A 16,300-nucleotide genomic window follows, 5' to 3' on the forward strand; every position below is an offset into this window, starting at 1 on the left:
GCTGCGGGGCTCAGCCCGGGTGCGTCATCGAGAGCAGGTCGAGCTTCTCGTCGAGCTGCTCGAGCGTCAGGTCGCCGCGCTCGACGTAACCGAGATCGATCACCGCGTCGCGCACCGTGATGCCCTTCGCGACGGCGTGCTTGGCGATCTTCGCGGCCGCCTCGTAACCGATCAGCTTGTTCAGCGGCGTGACGATCGAGGGGCTCATCCCCGCGAAGGCGGCGGCGCGGTCGAGGTTCGCCTGCAGGCCGTCGATGGTCTTGTCGGCGAGCACGCGCGACGCGTTCGAGAGCAGGCGGATCGACTCGAGCAGGGCGGTACCCATCACCGGGATGGCGACGTTCAGTTCGAACGAACCGGATGCTCCGGCCCACGCGACCGTGGCGTCGTTGCCGATGACGCGCGCGCACACCATGAGCACGGCCTCGGGAACGACCGGGTTGACCTTGCCGGGCATGATCGACGAACCCGGCTGCAGGTCGGGGATGTGCAGCTCGCCGAGACCGGTGTTGGGACCGGAGCCCATCCAGCGCAGGTCGTTGTTGATCTTCGTGAGCGAGACCGCGATCGTGCGGAGCGCTCCGGATGCCTCGACCAGACCGTCGCGGTTGGCCTGGGCCTCGAAGTGGTCCTTCGCCTCGGTGATCGGCAGTTCGGTCTCGGCCGCGAGGAGCGCGATGACCTTCTGCGGGAAGCCGAGCGGGGTGTTGATGCCGGTGCCGGTGGCGGTTCCGCCCAGCGGCACCTCGGCGACGCGGGGGAGGGCCGACTGCACGCGCTCGATGCCGAGGCGCACCTGGCGGGCGTAGCCGCCGAACTCCTGGCCGAGGGTGACGGGCGTGGCGTCCATGAGGTGCGTGCGGCCCGACTTGACGGCGTCCTTCCACAGCTCCGCCTTGGCCTCGAGCGCGACCGCGAGGTGGTCGAGCGCGGGGATGAGGGTGTCGATCAGCGCCTGCGTGACGGCGATGTGCACCGAGGTGGGGAAGACGTCGTTCGACGACTGCGAGGCGTTGACGTGGTCGTTGGGGTGCACGTTCGCGCCGAGGATGCGCGTCGCGAGCGTGGCGAGCACCTCGTTCATGTTCATGTTCGACGAGGTGCCGGAGCCGGTCTGGTAGGTGTCGACCGGGAACTCGCCGTCGTGCGCGCCGGACGCGACCTGGTCGGCGGCCTGCGCGATGGCGTCGGCAATGGCGCCGTCGAGCGTGCCGAGGTCCTTGTTCGCGAGCGCCGCGGCCTTCTTGATGCGCGCGAGGGCTGCGATCTGCGTCGACTCCAGCCCCTTGCCCGAGATCGGGAAGTTCTCGACGGCGCGCTGGGTCTGCGCCCCGTAGAGCGCGTTCACGGGCACGCGCACCTCGCCCATGGTGTCGTGCTCGATGCGGTACTCGGTGTCGGTCATTCCGATGCCTCCTGCGTTTCGGGGTCGATCCCCACGGTGATGACGGGCACGGCCGTGCCCTCGGCCAGACGGTAGTTGGCGCCGACGATGCCGAGCCGGCCCTCGGCGACGGCGTTGCTGATGATCTCGGACGACTGCAGCAGGTCGGCGACGGTGTTGCGCAGGTGCTCGCGCCCGACCAGTTCGGCGTCGATCTCGGCGACCGTGGTGCCGCCGGACTCGGCGAGCACCTTGCGGGCGGCGGGAACGATCGGCGCGATCAGCTTCCAGATGTGCGGTGGGACGGGGGCGGCGTCGATGGCGGTGCCGTCGATCGCGGCGCGCACGGCCCCGCACGAGTCGTGGGCGAGCACGACGATGAGGGGCACGTTCAGCACGGCCACCGCGTACTCCAGGCTCGCGACGATCGACTCGCCGATGACCTGGCCGGCGTTGCGCACCACGAAGAGGTCGCCGAGGCCGAGGTCGAAGATGATCTCGGCGGCGAGACGCGAGTCCGAGCATCCGAAGAGCGTCGCGACGGGGTTCTGGGCGGCCTCGAGGTCTTTGCGTCGGGCCACGTCCTGATTGGGGTGGCGCGGCACGTCGGCGACGAATCGGCGATTGCCGTCCTGCATCTGCTTCCAGGCGTCGGCGGGGGTGAGCGTGGTCGTCATGGGGCCTCCGAGAGTTCGCGGATCTGGGGGACGAGGGAAGCAGCGAGGTCGGCGGTCGAGTCTGCCGAACGCGAGCCGTACAGCAGCACGTAGTCGTCGCCGGCCTGGGTGCCGAGCGCGTACGAGATGTTCTGGTCGGCGGTGGTCGATCCGGGCGTGAACACGTCCCACTCGATGCCGTCGATGGTCGTGGTGTCGGTCGGTGCACTGCCGCCGAGGCGCTGGGGCGCCCAACCGGCATCCGCATCGAAGGCCTGCGCGACGCGGATGAATCCACGCTCGTCCTGCGCGTCGGGTGCCAGCGTGATGTCCCACACCACCGGTGCGCCGCTCTCGAGCGCGGCGGCGTTCACGCGCCAGAAGTCGCCGAGATCGGGCACGATCACCGGGCTCTGCATGGTCGATTCCACGTCGGCGGCGATGGCCGGCAGATCGACGGACTTCTCGGATGCCGGCTCGCCGCGCGGCACCGCGAAGACGATGACCGCCACGATCGCGAGGGTCGCGAGCAACGCCGCGACGAGACCACGGACGGTCTGGCTGGAGCGGTACGCCTTGCTCGACGCCGCCTTGCGCTCGGCGGTCTCGGCCGGGGTCTCGGGTCGTCCGAGTTCAGCGACGATCGGGGCCGGCTTCGGTGCCTTGCTCACGAGGCGTCTCCGGAGTCGGCGGCGGCGCGGGCGGCATCGAGGCGGCGCTTGGCACCCAGGAGCCACTCCTCGCAGCGGGCGGCCAGGGCCTCACCGCGCTCCCAGAGGGCGAGCGACTGCTCGAGGGTGGGCGCACCCTGCTCGAGTTCGGCGACGACCGTCACGAGCTCATCGCGGGCGGCCTCGAACGACAGCGTCTCGACAGGGGTATCGTTCAGCGCGCTCACTCCTCCATCCTACGTCGTGCCCTCCTCGGTAGTGAGCGGCGGCGATGCCGGTGTGGAGGGCTCAGTCGGCCTCCGAGACCTCGCCGTCGGAGCGGGCCGCGACGGAGCCGCGGTCGACGGTGATCGTCAGCGCGGTACCGGCCGGGGCGTCCGCCGCATCGCGGAGGATCACCCCGCCGTCGAGGTGCGCGATCGCGTAGCCGCGGGCGAGGGTGGCAGCGGGGGACAGGGCGCGCAGCGACGCCCGGAGCTCGCCCGTGCGGCGATGCGCGTCGTCCAGTCGACGGGTGAGGGTGTCACGGCCGCGCGACTGCAGCAGCCACAGTTCCTGCGTGCGGGCGTCGACGATGTGGTCGGGTGACCGCAGCACTGGACGGGAGCGGAGCTGCTCGAGCTGAGCGATGTCGTGCGAGAGCCGCTGTGTCAGGCGCGACATCGCCCGGGAGCGCAGCTGGCCGATCAGGGCGCGCTGTTCGCCCACATCCGGCACGACGCGCTTGGCGGCGTCGGTGGGTGTCGAGGCACGGAGGTCGGCGACGTCGTCGAGCAGGGGGTGGTCGTTCTCGTGGCCGATCGCGCTCACCACGGGGGTGGATGCCGCCGCCACAGCGCGCACCAGGCGTTCGTCGCTGAAGCCGAGCAGCGTCTGCGGGTCGCCGCCGCCGCGGGCGATGACGATGACGTCGACCTCCGGGTCAGCGTCGAGGCGTGCGAGGGCAGCGAGCGTCTCGGGCACACAACGGTCGCCCTGCACCGCCGCGTACTCGGTGCGGAACCGCACCTGCGGCCAGCGCAGCTCGGCGTTGCGGTGCACGTCCTTCTCGGCATCCGAGCGCTCGCCCGTGATCAGTCCGATCACATGGGGCAGGAAGGGCAGGCGCTTCTTGCGCGCGGCGTCGAACAGCCCCTCGCGCCGCAGCTGCGAGCGGAGCTTCTCGAGCCGTTCGAGCTGGTCGCCCAGCCCGACGTGCTTCATGGTCGAGACGGCGAAGCTGAAGTCGCCGGACTTGACGAAGTAGTCGGCCTTGACAGCCGCGACGACGTGGTCGCCCACGCCGAGATCGGCGGGGATGCGACCCCGGACGCTCGACCAGATGCGCAGCGAGATCTGCGCGTCGGACTGCACATCCTTCAGGCGCGCGAAGACGTTGCCTGCGCGCACGTTCCACGACGTGATCTCGCCCTCCACCCATACTGTGTTCCATCGCGCGACGAAGTCACGGATGGTGGCGTTGAGACGGGCGACGGAGGTCGGGGCATCCGCGGTCGAATCGCGCGGGGCGACGGCATCCGCCGGCGGTGTCTCGCCCGGTGCCGTCGTGGCCTGGAAGACCGTCATGCGTTCTCGTTCCCTGGTCGTCGATCGGAAGCCCATTCCCGGCCTTCCCAGGGTGGACGCCGGTAGAATCGAGGGGTGACCTCGACTGCCGTTCATCTCCCCGTTCCCCGCCTCCCGCGAGCTCGCGCGGCGGCAGGGCGGCTTCAGGATAACCCGGTGGGCGGACCCAAGCGCGTGCTGCTCGCCGCGCCGCGCGGATACTGCGCGGGGGTGGACCGCGCCGTCGTCGCCGTCGAGAAGGCGCTCGAGCGCTACGGCGCCCCCGTGTATGTACGCAAGCAGATCGTGCACAACATCCACGTCGTCACCGAGCTCGAAGACAAGGGTGCGATCTTCGTCGAGGAGGTCGACGAGGTGCCCGAGGGTGCACACGTCGTCTTCAGCGCCCACGGTGTGTCGCCCGCCGTCGTCAACGCGGCCTCCGACCGCGGGCTGCACGCGATCGATGCGACGTGCCCCCTCGTGACCAAGGTGCACCGCGAGGCCGTGCGCTTCGCCCGCGACGACTTTGAGATCCTGCTCATCGGGCACGAGGGCCACGAAGAGGTCGAGGGCACCGCCGGTGAGGCGCCGGAGCACGTCACCGTCGTGAACTCGCCCGACGAGGCCGACACGGTCGTCGTGAAAGACCCGAGCAAGGTCGTGTGGCTCTCGCAGACCACCCTCTCGGTCGACGAGACGATGGAGACCGTCAACCGGCTGCGCACGCGCTTCCCTGAGCTGCACAACCCGCCGTCCGACGACATCTGCTACGCGACGCAGAACCGTCAGGTGGCGATCAAGAAGGTCGCCCGCGATGCGGACCTCGTGATCGTGGTCGGGTCGGCGAACTCGTCGAACAGCGTGCGTCTCGTCGAGGTCGCGCTGGAGTACGGCGCGAAGGCCGCGTACCGCGTCGACTACGCCGAGGAGATCCAGCAGGAGTGGCTCGACGGCGTCGAGACGGTCGGTGTGACCAGTGGCGCTTCGGTGCCCGAGGTGCTCGTGCGCGAGGTGCTCGAGCGCATCGGCGACGCCGGCTACCGCGATGTCGAAGAGGTGAAGACGGCCGAGGAGGACCTCATGTTCTCGCTGCCGAAGGAACTGCGTCAGGATGCCGCGGGGCAGCGCGATGCGCGGGCCCTGGGCGGCCGCGCCTCCGGGGCCTGAGCGCCGACGACCCCGTCTCGCGGGGAGGCGACGACCCCATCTCCCGCTGGGAATGTCCCAGAGGTGCGGCGGATAGCATGACGGCATGACCGATCAGCGCCCGCGTTACGGCGAACTCGCCACGCCCGAGGAGCAGCGACGCGCTGCCGGACTCCCGCCCCTCGATCAGGTCGTCATCGACGATCCTGCCGCCGGCGCCCACCCCGCAGGTCCGATGATCGCCTCGGCGGCTGCGCAGCCCGCCTCCGGCGAGAGGGCAGCGGCCGACGAAGCGTCGACGCGCCGGCACCCTGTCGATCGGCTGGTGACGATTGCGCTCCTCGCCTACGGGCTCGTGAACGTCGTGATCACCGCGATCGGCTACCTCGATCTCACCGCGGTCATGAATCAGGCGATGTCGGTGCTCGGCATCGAGGGGGAGTTCACCAACTACGCGCAGGGTCGTCTCTGGGGCACCATCGCCGCGGTGGTGCTCGTCGTCGGCTGGGTGCTCACCGCCATGTTGGCCGTACGTCGGCTGCGGCGGGGCCCGCATCGCCTGGTGGATCCCCGTCGTCGGCGCTCTGGTCACCGGAGCGGTCGTCTCGATGTGCCTCGCGGTGCCGATGATGGGGGACCCGGCCTTCCTGTCATTCCTCGACGCCGCCCCCTGACCGGCTCCGTCTCGGAAGACGAACAAGGGCGCCTCCCACCAGGGAGGCGCCCTTTTGCATCCGTCGGAGCGGTCAGCTCTTCGACTGGCCGTACGAGCCCAGCTGACGCGTGGCCTCGACGACACGAGCGGCCATGGCCGTCTCGGCGACCTTGCCCCAGGCGCGCGGGTCGTACTGCTTCTTGTTGCCGACCTCGCCGTCGACCTTGAGCACGCCGTCGTAGTTCTTGAACATGTAGTCGGCGATCGCGCGCGTGTACGCGTACTGGGTGTCGGTGTCGATGTTCATCTTGATCACGCCGTTGGCGACCGCCGTCGCGATCTCGTCGTCGGTCGATCCCGAGCCGCCGTGGAAGACGAGGTCGAGCGGCTTCGCGGCGGTGTTGTACTTCGCCTGCACCTCGGCCTGGATCTCGCCGAGCAGTTCGGGGCGCAGCTTCACGCCGCCGGGCTTGTAGACGCCGTGCACGTTGCCGAAGGTGAGGGCGGCGATGTAGCGGCCCTGCTCGCCGAGGCCGAGAGCCTGCACGGCCTGGTCGACGTCGGCGAAGGTCGTGTAGAGGGCCTCGTTCGAGCCCTCGTGCTGCACACCGTCCTCCTCGCCGCCGACGACGCCGATCTCGACCTCGAGGATCGCGTTGATCGCCTTCATGCGGGGGAGCAGGTCCTTCGCGATCTCGATGTTCTCGGCGAGCGGCACGGCGGAGCCATCCCACATGTGCGACTGGAAGATCGGGTTGCGGCCGGCCTTGACCTCTTCTTCAGAGGCAGCGATCAGCGGCTCGACGAAGCCGGCGAGGGCGTCCTTCGGGCAGTGGTCGGTGTGCAGGGCCACGGTGACCGGGTAGTTCTTGGCGACCTCGGTGGCGTAGCGGGCGAAGGCGAGAGCGCCGGTGGCGCGACCCTTGACCGTGTGGCCGGCGAAGTAGTCGGCGCCGCCCGTGGTGACCTGGATGATGCCGTCGGAGCCCGCCTCGGTCAGTCCCTGCAGCACCGAGTTGATGGTCTGCGAGCTGGAGACGTTGAAGGCCGGGTAAGCGAAGCCGCCCGCCTTCGCGCGGTCGAGCATTTCGGCGTACTGGTCCGGGGTGGCGACGGGCATGAGATCTCCTGCGGTAGATGAAGCCTGGGACAGCTGTCACTCTAGCCGGGCACGGCGGCGGATGCCCGGTGCGCGCCCGCGCTCGCAGGATGGGCGTCCTTCCCCGTAGTTAAGAATCGCGATTCCTTCGCTCCTCGATGCGGGGAAACACCGCGATCTGCGCACGGCCGCTGGATAGGCTGACCTCATGGTGAGTCTGACTGCTGATCTGAGCCCGCTGCGTCCCGACCGCAACCTCGCGATGGAGCTGGTGAGGGCCACCGAGGCGGCCGCCATTCGCGCCGTGCCGTTCATCGGTCGCGGAGCGAAGGAAGCGGCCGACGGGGCCGCGGTCGATGCGATGCGCGCCTTCCTCGGCACGGTCGACTTTCAGGGGCGCGTGGTGATCGGCGAGGGCGAGAAGGACAACGCCCCGATGCTGTTCAACGGCGAGGTCGTCGGAACGGGCCGGGGTCCGGAGTGCGACATCGCAGTCGACCCGATCGACGGTACGTCGCTGACCGCGGCCGGCCGCCAGAACGCGCTCTCGGTGATCGCCGTCTCCGATCGGGGCAGCATGCTCGACGCGTCGAGCGTGTTCTACATGGACAAGCTCGTCACCGGCCCCGCGGGCGTCGGTGTCGTCGACATCCGTCTGCCGATCGGCGAGAACATCCGTCGTCTCGCTGGCGCCCTCGAGAAGCCCGTCGACGAGATCGTGGTCTCGGTGCTGAACCGTCCGCGGCACGAGCAGCTCATTCAGGAGATCCGTGAGGCCGGTGCGGGAACCCGCCTCATGAGCGACGGTGACGTCGCCGGCGGCATCAACGCCGCCCGGCACGACGCGCGCACCGACATGTGCGTGGGTGTGGGCGGAAGCCCGGAGGGCATCGTGACGGCCTGCGCGATCAAGGCGCTCGGCGGACACATCCAGGGGCGCCTGTGGCCGCGTGATGACGACGAGCGCCAGCGCGGTATCGACGCGGGTCTCGACATGGACCGGGTGTACGAGGCCGACGATCTCGTGAAGGGCAAGAACACGATCTTCGTCGCCACGGGTGTCACCGATGGGCAGCTGGTCGCGGGCGTGCGCCGGGAGCGCGGGTACGTCTACACCGAGAGCGTCGTGCTGCGCGGCGCGTCGGGCACCCTGCGCCGTATCGCGTCGGAGCACCTCGTCTCGAAGTGGCTGTGAGCCGTATGCGCTGAGTCGTTGCCGCCCGTGTGAGCGGTCGCGGATCGTTACCGTCCCGGTACCCGCTCGGAGGCGGTGATCCTGCGTTTCCTCCCGGAGCGTGTCAGACTTGTGACTGGGTTTGTCGCCGATGACGGAGCCGATGGGCACCGCAGGCAGAGGAGGGCGAACACATGACCGCGTCGCAGACGAGCAGCTCGAAAGCAGCACCGACGAAGATCGTCACCACCAATACCGGACGCATCCTGCGGGTGAGTGCGGCCGATGCCGAGGCGAGCATCGCCGCGTCGACTCCGGCGATCGTATCGACGCAGCCCGTGGTCGATCCGGCTCGCCGTGCCGACGTGCTGCTGCGCAAGCGGCGTCCGGAGGGGCACGAGCTGAGCCCCTGGTGGATGATCGGGGCGTTCCTCGCCACCAGCGGTCTCGTCATCCTGCTGCTCAGCGGCGTTCCTGGCGTCGCCTGACCCCTCATACCTCGGCGCTTCGGCGCCTCGGGGCGCGCGAGGTTCGGGGCCCCGATCCGGCGTCGTCTGATTCCCGGCGTCGCCCCAATCGGGCGTCGCCGACGGTCACGCCTCCTCGACGCTCCGACGTCGAGCATCGTTCTCGTCCTCACGGTCGCGCTCGTCCGCAGACGCCTGTGTGCCGTCGTGGAGCCGCACGCGCACGTCGCCCAGTTCCGCCCGGATTCCCGCTTCCGGGTCGAGCGTTCCGTCGACCAGCTCCGATGCGGTGAAACGGCGTGAGGGAGCGGTGATGCGCTGCGGTGCCGCGTCGAGCGTCGAGGCGTCGATGCCGGGGAACTGACGGGCCGTGACGAGCACCCGGCTCTCGAGCGAACCCGCGAAGCGGTTGTAACTGTCGACGGTGCGCTCCAGCGCGCGGCGCAGATCGTCGGCGTGCCCCGCCAACGTGCCGAGGCGGTCGTACAGCTGGCTGCCGAGAGCGAGGAGGGAGCGTGCTTCGGTCGACACCTCCTGCTGCGTCCACGTGTAGGCGACCGTCTTGAGTACCGCCCAGAGGTTGACGGGGGAAGCGAGGGCCACCCGTCGACCGAACGCATAGTCGAGCAGTGTCGGGTCTTCGTCGATCGCGGCAGCGAGGAGCGACTCGCTCGGGAGGAAGCAGATGACGAACTCGGGGCTGGCGTCGAGTCCCGACCAGTAGGCCTTCTTGGCGAGCGCATCGATGTGCGCGCGGAGCGCCTTGACGTGCTTCTGCATGTGTACACGGCGCTGCGCCTCGTGCGCGTCGCCCGCGGGCAGCGCCGATGCCTCGAGGTACGCGTCGAGCGGGACCTTCGCATCGACGGCGATCGATGCCCCTCCGGCGAGGCGGATCACCATGTCGGGACGCCCCTGGCCGCGGTCGGACGAGATCGAGGTCTGCAGGTCGAAGTCGACGTGGCGGGTCAGCCCGGCCGCCTCGACGACGCGCCGCAGCTGCGTCTCGCCCCATACCCCGCGGGTGGCCGTCGACCGCAGCGCACCGGCGAGGGACTCGGTGGTCGCCCGCAGCGCCTCGTCGGACTCCTGAGCACGACGCAGCTGTTCGGCCAGCGATCCGAACTGCGCGTGGCGCTCCTGCTCGATGGCCGAGACCTTCTGCTGCATCTGCTGCAGGCTCTCGCGCACGGGAGCGAGGGCTGTCAGCACCGCGTTCTGCTGCTGCACGCGCTGCGCCTCGGCCCGCTGTTCGTTGCGGGCGTGCTCGACGGCGTCGCGATAGAGGTCGTACTGGCGATCCCGGTCGTCCCGCGCCGCGGCGAGTTCGGCTTCGGCTCGCGCGATCGCAGCAGCACCGCGACCTGCGCGCAGCGCCCAGCCGACGGCCGCACCCGCGCACAGTGCGGCGAGCAGGAGGAGAACGATCAGCGGAGCATCCATGGAGCCATGATGGCCAGGGCCTCCGACATTCGGGGGAGACCCGCGGAAGGGATCAGGCCACCGACAACTCGGGCACGACCGGAGCGACCTCGGCCGCCGGGGCGACGCGTCCGCCGAGACGCAGACCGAGCACCTCGGCGAGGGTGTGCACATCAGACGCGCCGGCCCGCCGGGCGGAATCGATCACGATCTGCGCGCAGGCGCGGGCGTCGGCGAGGGCGTCGTGATGCGCGAACTCCTCGAAGCCCGCCGCCTCCGCCACCTTCGGCAACCGGTAGGAGTCGAGCTGGTAGGTCTTGCGGGCCACCTGCAGGCTGCACAGCGACTGGTACGGCGGGCAGAGCCCGCCGGTCGCCTCGGCGGCCTTTCGGAGCACGTTGAGGTCGAAGCCGGCGTTGTGTGCGACGAGCACGTCGGCGCCCGCGAATGCGCACAGGCGCTCGAACTGGTCGACCCAGCGCGCCGCCGTGCGCACGTGCTCGGGGCGGATGCCGTGGATGCGCACGTTCCACTCCTGGAACTCGTCATGGCCGGGCGGAGGCTGGATCAGCCACCCCGCGGTCGCCACGACCACTCCGTCGCGAACGCGGACCAGACCCACCGCGCAGGCGGAGGCGGGGCTGGAGTTCGCGGTCTCGAAATCGATCGCGGTGAAGTCCAGGGGCACGTCCCCACTCTCGCCCGCGGTCTCGCCGAGGGTGGGGCGGCGCGCCGAGCGCACCGGCATCCGCCGCCGACTCCCGTGCCAGCAGCGGCCGCCGCCCGGCGCTGCGGCCGCAGCGGGCACGGGGTACGGCCCCGCCCGGTAGACTCGACACCCGTGGCTCTCACTATCGGCATCGTCGGCCTGCCCAACGTCGGCAAGTCCACCCTCTTCAATGCTCTGACCAAGAACGACGTGCTCGCGGCGAACTACCCGTTCGCGACGATCGAGCCCAACGTCGGCGTGGTGAGCCTCCCCGACGCGCGGCTCGACAAGCTGGCCGAGATCTTCGGCAGCGAGCGCATCCTCCCGGCGACCGTGTCGTTCGTCGACATCGCCGGTATCGTCCGCGGTGCCAGTGAGGGAGAAGGGCTCGGCAACCAGTTCCTCGCGAACATCCGCGAGGCCGACGCGATCGCGCAGGTCGTCCGCGGCTTCGCCGATGACGACGTCGTGCACGTCGAGGGTGCGGTGAACCCGGCATCCGACATGGAGACCATCAACGCGGAGCTCATGCTCGCCGACCTCCAGACCGTCGAGAAGGCGATCTCGCGCTACGAGAAGGAAGTGCGCGGCAAGAAGATCGACCCGTCGGTGCTCGAAGCCGCGAACGCCGCGAAGGATGCGCTCGAGCGCGGTGTACTGCTCTCGACGAGCGGCCTCGACCTCTCGCCGATCCGCGAGCTGGGACTTCTCACCGTGAAGCCCGTCATCTTCGTCTTCAACGTCGACGAGGCTGTGCTCACCGACGACGCGCGCAAGGCCGAGCTCGCCGCTCTCGTCGCGCCGGCACAGGCGATCTTCCTCGACGCGAAGATCGAGTCGGAGCTCATCGACCTCGATCCGGAGGATGCCGCCGAGCTGCTCGCCGCGACCGGTCAGGACGAGTCGGGCCTCGACCAGCTCGCCCGCATCGGCTTCGACACCCTCGGCCTGCAGACCTACCTCACGGCCGGGCCGAAGGAGGCGCGCGCCTGGACCATCCCGAAGGGCGCCAAGGCGCCGCAGGCCGCCGGCGTCATCCACACCGACTTCGAGAAGGGCTTCATCAAGGCCGAGATCGTGTCGTTCGACGACCTCGTCGCCACCGGTTCGGTGGTCGAGGCCCGCGCGAAGGGCAAGGCGCGCCTCGAGGGCAAGGACTACGTCATGCAGGACGGCGACGTCGTGGAGTTCCGCTTCAACAACTGAGCAGGCCGCTTTGTAGACACGGCTGTTCCTGCCGGTAGCGGGTGCTGCGAGAAAGTTATGTGTCGGCTACGTCTAGGAAGCGTTCCCGAGCGTCTCTCGCAGAGTACTCCGCCACGAGATCTAGATAGTCGCCATTCAGGTGGGCGGTAGCGTTTTCCTTCGTGAAACCGAGTTGGATCAGTAAGGTCTCGAGCCTCTGTCTGGTCTTCTTTGGATTCCCGGGCCAAAATTGCGAGAATACCTGGCTGTTTGTCTCGAAAGCTGAAGTGAAGTGTTCGCGGAGTTGTTGGTCCGCATACACCTGCAGGTCCATTGCTGCGATCGCTCTCATGTCCATTGACTCGACCAGTCGCTGTGCGGCCGCGATGAAAGAGGCTACCTCCTTGAAAGTTGGCGCATTCCCGTCCTGAAAGGATGTGATTGCCCGCTCTATATCGAGGCCGCGATGAGCATCAGATATTTCGGGCCTGAGTGCCAGCAGGCTCGCTTTCACATGACTGCCAACTCTGTGGTCGGCATCGGAGTGAACGATAGAATTTCGCCACCGGGTGGCGAACAGCAGCATCGAAAGATTTTGATCGTTACTAGGCAGACGCAGGGTCTTAGCAACCTCGGCCAGCCTATTAGCGCGACCGTCCATTCGGTTTATACGGGTTGACTCAGCCGGAGTCATTACAGAGGGAATGTCTTGCAGCCTTTTTCTGTAAACGTCGACCAAGTCCGTAATCCATGCGAGAGATGTCACTAGCGCGTATTCGCGACTGCGAGTAGCTGACTGCTTTCTGCAGCTCTAAGAAGCCGAAAGGCGGATGAAGGCTGCCGCCTTAGCCAGTTGGACCATCAGCGCGTTGGAACACTAACACACATGTCGCCGTCTGGTTTCGCCGACTGCGGAACGGAGAATTCGTGATGAACGATCAAGCGACGGCGAAGCTGTCTTGCGCGTTGATTCACGGCTTTGGGCAGTGGTTTCATCATGCGCATCGGCAACGTGACGTCGTGGAGTTCCGCTTCGACAACTGACGCTGCCGATGTTCGCTAGCATGCGCGCGTGACGTCCGCTTGCCCTGATGGCGAGGTCGAGCGTGACCACGAACTCCACCCTCGTGCCAAGTGACGGATCGAGCACTTTTTCGGAGTGGACCGCAATGATCTCCGCGTCGCGCGGAGGCTGCCGGAGCTCCGAGCCGTTTACGACGTCGCGGAGGGGAAACGGCATCCCGAGACGTCGATCCGCGACCCGACTCGGTGGAGTTCCGCTACAACAATGAGAGCTGTCGTCGCAGAGTCAGGCAGGCTAACCCGACGCCGTCGCTGCATCCACGCCGTCAACTCCGCGTCACTCCAGTGCGACGACTTTCAAGTCGCGCGGGCGAGCCATAGGTTCGGTAGTGCCGACAAGCGAGCGGGCGCCCGTTCTTGCGGCGAGGTGGCCCCACTCTGCGCAACGATTGACCGGGCAAGTCCGATACGGTGAGAGCGCCGCTAAGTTGCTGGCGCCGGGAGCCGGGGGGACGGTATGAGCAGTATCGACGGCGTGGATTACACGAACTGGGATTGGCTGCCGCGTGCGGCCAGTGAGGTCGAGAGCTACGTTCTGCGTTTGCTGGCCGAGTCCGGCGTCGAGCCGCACGACGTGTCCGCAAGGGCGAAATCAATAGCCTCGTTTCAGAGAAAACAACGCGCAAAACGATACTCCAACCCGATCGGGGAGATTACGGACATCGTCGCGATCCGTATCATCACCTACTCGAACACCGATCGGGACAGAGCCAGAGAACTGATCCGTTCCCGATTCGCTGTCCTCCCGGGGGAGGATCGGAACCCCGGAGAGGAAAAGCCACCGCACCTGCGCGGATACGACTGCCTACACATCGTCGTTTCGGGGGAAACAGACGAGTACGACTCTGATTGGGTGGTCTCTGGTGGTGAGCTCGAGCGGTACTTCACGACGTTCGGAGGGCTCGAGATTCAAATCCGCACAGTCGCCGGACACGCGTGGGCGGAATTCGAGCACGCAAGGCGGTACAAGGGCGCCCAGTACAACGCGATCAGCGAGCAGGACCAAGGCACAATAGATCAGCTCTTCGGGGCCGCGTCGGATGCTCGTCGAGCGCTCGATGAAACGTTCGTAGCAATTGATCGAATTCTTGCGCGACCGACCGTAGATATTGAAAGCACTCACATAGAGACGCGCGGCGAACCAGACCCCGGGTCGGGGGAGGTCGTTTCAACCGCCCTGGACGAAGCCACGCTCTCGCAATTCATGGAGTCGCGGTTCCCGAATGACGCTGACGGGAATGATAACGGAGTTGCTTTCGGGATCGAACTTGTGCGAGCTACCGGAATAGATACCGTCGAGGCACTGGAAGCGGCCTTGGAAGATGTCGACAGCGACCAGGTGCGCGCCCTGATGCAGTCAGGTGTGCCTGTCACTCGGGTGCGGCGCTTGGACGACGAACTTCTCGCGCACTTCGGGCAGGACTACATCAACAGGACCCAGCACACCGGATATGGCAAACACCGAGCACTGCAGCTCGAGTGGCGCTACGACCGTTTGCGAGGAAAGACTCGGTACAGGACATACTTGCTGCTCGGAGAGGCGCGCCCGACAGAGCTTGAGGCGGGGCCCTACACTGCGGTTGGTGCACTTCGCGCGGTGGCACAACTACTCGCGCAGGCGCGCGGGGTCGGTACAGTTCTCACTCCAGGATTGATCGCGTCAGAGCCTGACCTTCCCCCTGGCGCCAGGGCGAAGAAGATCGCACTAGGAGGCGAAGCGGCAATTTGGGTTGCGTCGAACTTGAACCGAGAGGCGTCCGAGCAGCTCATGGCTCAGTTACTGGATCGCGTGCGCCCCGTCGATCTACGGATTGCGCGCGGAGACGTGGTGGTAGCTGACGGTCAGAATGCACGTCCCCGCCAGCGGCCTGATGGGCAGTGAACAGGTGTAGTAAGCGGATCAGATAGGGGCTCGCATGCTTAAAATTCAAGTTCCCAAGTTGCGGCGGGTCGCGACCTCAAAGCGATGGTTCATGCGAGAGTCGCCGACATGGCGGATAAAAAGCAGGTAGTGGTCTGGACTCGCGGGCCGCGTGAGCAACAGTGGAGCAAGGAAACCTTCGAAGACGTCGGGCATCGGGATCTAGTTCGAGTGGAACTTCGATGGCTCGTTGGATCGGGTCCTGGGCATGCGGACATGACCCTCGATAACTCGATTAGTTCCGAATGGAACGAAGTGTCGAAGACCGTCACCGATAGCCACGAGTTTCCGGGAACCGGCATGCCCAGCGAAGTCGAAGGTGATCAGGCCCCGGTACTTCTGAGTTCGACCCTGCTGTCAGAGGGCGAATTGAGTGGAACACTGTACGTGGATCGCCGTCGTCGCGCTTAGCGGACGAAGCGGGGCAGACGTTCAGCGCTCCGCGACAGCTCGTGAGCGCTGCTGGTCGATATGACAGGGCGACACAGCAGCAGCAGTTCGACGTCAGTTCAAACACAGATTGATGTTGTTCGGCGGCGGGACGTCGTGGAGTTCCGCTTCAACAACTGACGGCCCCGGGCGATCCCGTCGCAGCTCGAAGGGACACGATGTCGATCACCGCGGCTCGCGTCTTCCTCGCCAGCACGCTGGGCGCCATGGTCGTCTGCGCGGTCTGGGCGGGCATCGCCTGGCATGTTGCCGGCCGCTTCTCGCCGTCGAGCGGTCTCCCCGTTGCGCTGACGTTGGTGGCTGCAGTGCTGCTCATCTCCGGGCTGCTGTACTTCCGGCGGTTCGTGAAGGCGCGCGTCAGCGGTGACGAGCTCGTGATCCGGCGCGCCTTCGGTCGACGGGTCGTCGACGTCGCCGCTGTCCGCGAGGTCGTGATCCTCGCCGGGCTCATCCTTCCCTCCAGGGTCTCCGGCCCCCTCGTGCGTCGCGTCGTGCTCCAAGGGAAATTTGGGGTCATCGATGCGTTCTCGACGCCCGACTATCAGGTCGTGGATGCGCTGCGCTCGCGCGGCGTGCCGATCATCGAGATCGAGGAAGCGCTGAGCGCGGCTCAGGCGCGTCGGCGCGTTCCCGGTTCGATGAGTGCGGCGGAGGTGCTCATCGGCCCGGCGCTGGCGGTGATCGTCGTCGGTGCGCTCGCTGCGGCCGCCGCCCTCGTCCTCGGCTGACG

17 protein-coding genes and 1 pseudogene are annotated in these 16,300 nt (G+C 67.5%); 9 read left to right on the forward strand and 9 right to left on the reverse strand.

Annotated elements, in window-relative coordinates; genetic code table 11:
• Nucleotides 1–10: 10 nt before the first annotated feature.
• From RWS82_RS01880 to xseA, 5 genes are all read right to left on the reverse strand, one after another.
• Nucleotides 11–1,405 (reverse strand): class II fumarate hydratase, encoded by a 1,395-nt coding sequence (locus tag RWS82_RS01880; RefSeq protein ID WP_314646286.1) that lies wholly within the window; start codon nt 1,403–1,405, stop codon nt 11–13.
• Complete coding sequence (locus RWS82_RS01885; protein WP_314646289.1) at nt 1,402–2,061, reverse strand: carbonic anhydrase; 660 nt, start codon at nt 2,059–2,061, stop codon at nt 1,402–1,404. The genes RWS82_RS01880 and RWS82_RS01885 overlap by 4 nt, the downstream gene beginning before the upstream one ends.
• On the reverse strand, nt 2,058–2,711 hold the full coding sequence (locus tag RWS82_RS01890) for a DUF4245 family protein (RefSeq protein WP_314646292.1): 654 nt from the start codon (nt 2,709–2,711) through the stop codon (nt 2,058–2,060). Before RWS82_RS01890 ends, RWS82_RS01885 begins: the two co-directional genes overlap by 4 nt.
• On the reverse strand, nt 2,708–2,938 hold the full coding sequence (locus RWS82_RS01895) for an exodeoxyribonuclease VII small subunit (RefSeq protein WP_314646294.1): 231 nt from the start codon (nt 2,936–2,938) through the stop codon (nt 2,708–2,710). The genes RWS82_RS01890 and RWS82_RS01895 overlap by 4 nt, the downstream gene beginning before the upstream one ends.
• Before the next feature lie 61 nt (nt 2,939–2,999).
• The gene (gene xseA / locus RWS82_RS01900) at nt 3,000–4,277 is read right to left on the reverse strand and encodes an exodeoxyribonuclease VII large subunit (RefSeq protein ID WP_314646297.1); all 1,278 of its coding nucleotides are present in this window, start codon (nt 4,275–4,277) and stop codon (nt 3,000–3,002) included.
• 156 nt (nt 4,278–4,433) lie between these two features.
• Here xseA and RWS82_RS01905 point away from each other — a divergent pair, with 156 nt between their 5' ends.
• The 3 genes and pseudogenes from RWS82_RS01905 to RWS82_RS01915 all read left to right on the forward strand — a co-directional run bounded on the left by RWS82_RS01905 (nt 4,434) and on the right by RWS82_RS01915 (nt 6,079).
• Nucleotides 4,434–5,426: a 4-hydroxy-3-methylbut-2-enyl diphosphate reductase gene (locus tag RWS82_RS01905; protein WP_314646299.1), complete on the forward strand. Its 993-nt coding sequence runs from the start codon at nt 4,434–4,436 to the stop codon at nt 5,424–5,426.
• 85 nt (nt 5,427–5,511) lie between these two features.
• Nucleotides 5,512–5,895 (forward strand): annotated as a pseudogene (locus RWS82_RS01910) (DUF6264 family protein); the annotation flags it as partial.
• A gap of 94 nt (nt 5,896–5,989) precedes the next feature.
• Entirely contained in the window at nt 5,990–6,079 is a 90-nt protein-coding gene (locus RWS82_RS01915) for a hypothetical protein (protein ID WP_314648153.1), read from the forward strand.
• 72 nt (nt 6,080–6,151) lie between these two features.
• Here RWS82_RS01915 and fbaA read toward each other — a convergent pair whose 3' ends face one another.
• Complete coding sequence (gene fbaA, locus RWS82_RS01920) at nt 6,152–7,180, reverse strand: class II fructose-bisphosphate aldolase (RefSeq protein WP_314646300.1); 1,029 nt, start codon at nt 7,178–7,180, stop codon at nt 6,152–6,154.
• A gap of 187 nt (nt 7,181–7,367) precedes the next feature.
• Between fbaA and glpX the strand changes: the two genes are divergently transcribed.
• Nucleotides 7,368–8,354 (forward strand): class II fructose-bisphosphatase, encoded by a 987-nt coding sequence (gene glpX, locus RWS82_RS01925; protein WP_314646301.1) that lies wholly within the window; start codon nt 7,368–7,370, stop codon nt 8,352–8,354.
• Between the two features lie 173 nt (nt 8,355–8,527).
• The gene (locus RWS82_RS01930) at nt 8,528–8,821 is read left to right on the forward strand and encodes a hypothetical protein (RefSeq protein ID WP_314646304.1); all 294 of its coding nucleotides are present in this window, start codon (nt 8,528–8,530) and stop codon (nt 8,819–8,821) included.
• Between the two features lie 105 nt (nt 8,822–8,926).
• Here the strand turns inward: RWS82_RS01930 and RWS82_RS01935 are convergent, their stop codons facing one another.
• Complete coding sequence (locus RWS82_RS01935; protein WP_314646306.1) at nt 8,927–10,243, reverse strand: DNA recombination protein RmuC; 1,317 nt, start codon at nt 10,241–10,243, stop codon at nt 8,927–8,929.
• A 52-nt stretch (nt 10,244–10,295) separates the two neighbouring features.
• Complete coding sequence (locus tag RWS82_RS01940) at nt 10,296–10,910, reverse strand: 3'-5' exonuclease (protein ID WP_314646307.1); 615 nt, start codon at nt 10,908–10,910, stop codon at nt 10,296–10,298.
• A 153-nt stretch (nt 10,911–11,063) separates the two neighbouring features.
• On the opposite strand from RWS82_RS01940, the gene ychF reads away from it, so the two are divergent.
• Nucleotides 11,064–12,137: a redox-regulated ATPase YchF gene (gene ychF, locus RWS82_RS01945; protein WP_314646309.1), complete on the forward strand. Its 1,074-nt coding sequence runs from the start codon at nt 11,064–11,066 to the stop codon at nt 12,135–12,137.
• Between the two features lie 55 nt (nt 12,138–12,192).
• On the opposite strand, the gene RWS82_RS01950 is transcribed toward ychF, so the two are convergent.
• Complete coding sequence (locus RWS82_RS01950) at nt 12,193–12,702, reverse strand: hypothetical protein (RefSeq protein ID WP_314646310.1); 510 nt, start codon at nt 12,700–12,702, stop codon at nt 12,193–12,195.
• 954 nt (nt 12,703–13,656) lie between these two features.
• Between RWS82_RS01950 and RWS82_RS01955 the strand changes: the two genes are divergently transcribed.
• The 3 genes from RWS82_RS01955 (at nt 13,657) to RWS82_RS01965 (ending at nt 16,298) form a co-directional block, all read left to right on the forward strand.
• Complete coding sequence (locus RWS82_RS01955) at nt 13,657–15,081, forward strand: hypothetical protein (protein WP_314646313.1); 1,425 nt, start codon at nt 13,657–13,659, stop codon at nt 15,079–15,081.
• A gap of 108 nt (nt 15,082–15,189) precedes the next feature.
• Nucleotides 15,190–15,531 carry a hypothetical protein gene (locus RWS82_RS01960; RefSeq protein WP_314646314.1) on the forward strand — a complete coding sequence of 114 codons (342 nt, stop codon included), beginning with the start codon at nt 15,190–15,192 and terminating at the stop codon, nt 15,529–15,531.
• 197 nt (nt 15,532–15,728) lie between these two features.
• Nucleotides 15,729–16,298: a hypothetical protein gene (locus RWS82_RS01965; protein ID WP_314646316.1), complete on the forward strand. Its 570-nt coding sequence runs from the start codon at nt 15,729–15,731 to the stop codon at nt 16,296–16,298.
• The last annotated feature ends 2 nt before the right edge of the window (nt 16,299–16,300 follow it).

The organism is uncultured Microbacterium sp., from assembly GCF_963528945.1.
Lineage (GTDB): Bacteria > Actinomycetota > Actinomycetes > Actinomycetales > Microbacteriaceae > Microbacterium.

Coding starts and splice junctions, on each gene's coding strand:
- RWS82_RS01935 (WP_314646306.1), bottom strand. CDS start 10,243: ATGGATGCTCCGCTGATCGTTCTCCTCCTGCTCGCCGCACTGTGCGCG.
- RWS82_RS01960 (WP_314646314.1), top strand. CDS start 15,190: ATGGCGGATAAAAAGCAGGTAGTGGTCTGGACTCGCGGGCCGCGTGAG.
- RWS82_RS01880 (WP_314646286.1), bottom strand. CDS start 1,405: ATGACCGACACCGAGTACCGCATCGAGCACGACACCATGGGCGAGGTG.
- RWS82_RS01885 (WP_314646289.1), bottom strand. CDS start 2,061: ATGACGACCACGCTCACCCCCGCCGACGCCTGGAAGCAGATGCAGGAC.
- xseA (WP_314646297.1), bottom strand. CDS start 4,277: ATGACGGTCTTCCAGGCCACGACGGCACCGGGCGAGACACCGCCGGCG.
- RWS82_RS01950 (WP_314646310.1), bottom strand. CDS start 12,702: ATGCTGCTGTTCGCCACCCGGTGGCGAAATTCTATCGTTCACTCCGAT.
- fbaA (WP_314646300.1), bottom strand. CDS start 7,180: ATGCCCGTCGCCACCCCGGACCAGTACGCCGAAATGCTCGACCGCGCG.
- RWS82_RS01930 (WP_314646304.1), top strand. CDS start 8,528: ATGACCGCGTCGCAGACGAGCAGCTCGAAAGCAGCACCGACGAAGATC.
- RWS82_RS01965 (WP_314646316.1), top strand. CDS start 15,729: ATGTCGATCACCGCGGCTCGCGTCTTCCTCGCCAGCACGCTGGGCGCC.
- glpX (WP_314646301.1), top strand. CDS start 7,368: ATGGTGAGTCTGACTGCTGATCTGAGCCCGCTGCGTCCCGACCGCAAC.
- RWS82_RS01955 (WP_314646313.1), top strand. CDS start 13,657: ATGAGCAGTATCGACGGCGTGGATTACACGAACTGGGATTGGCTGCCG.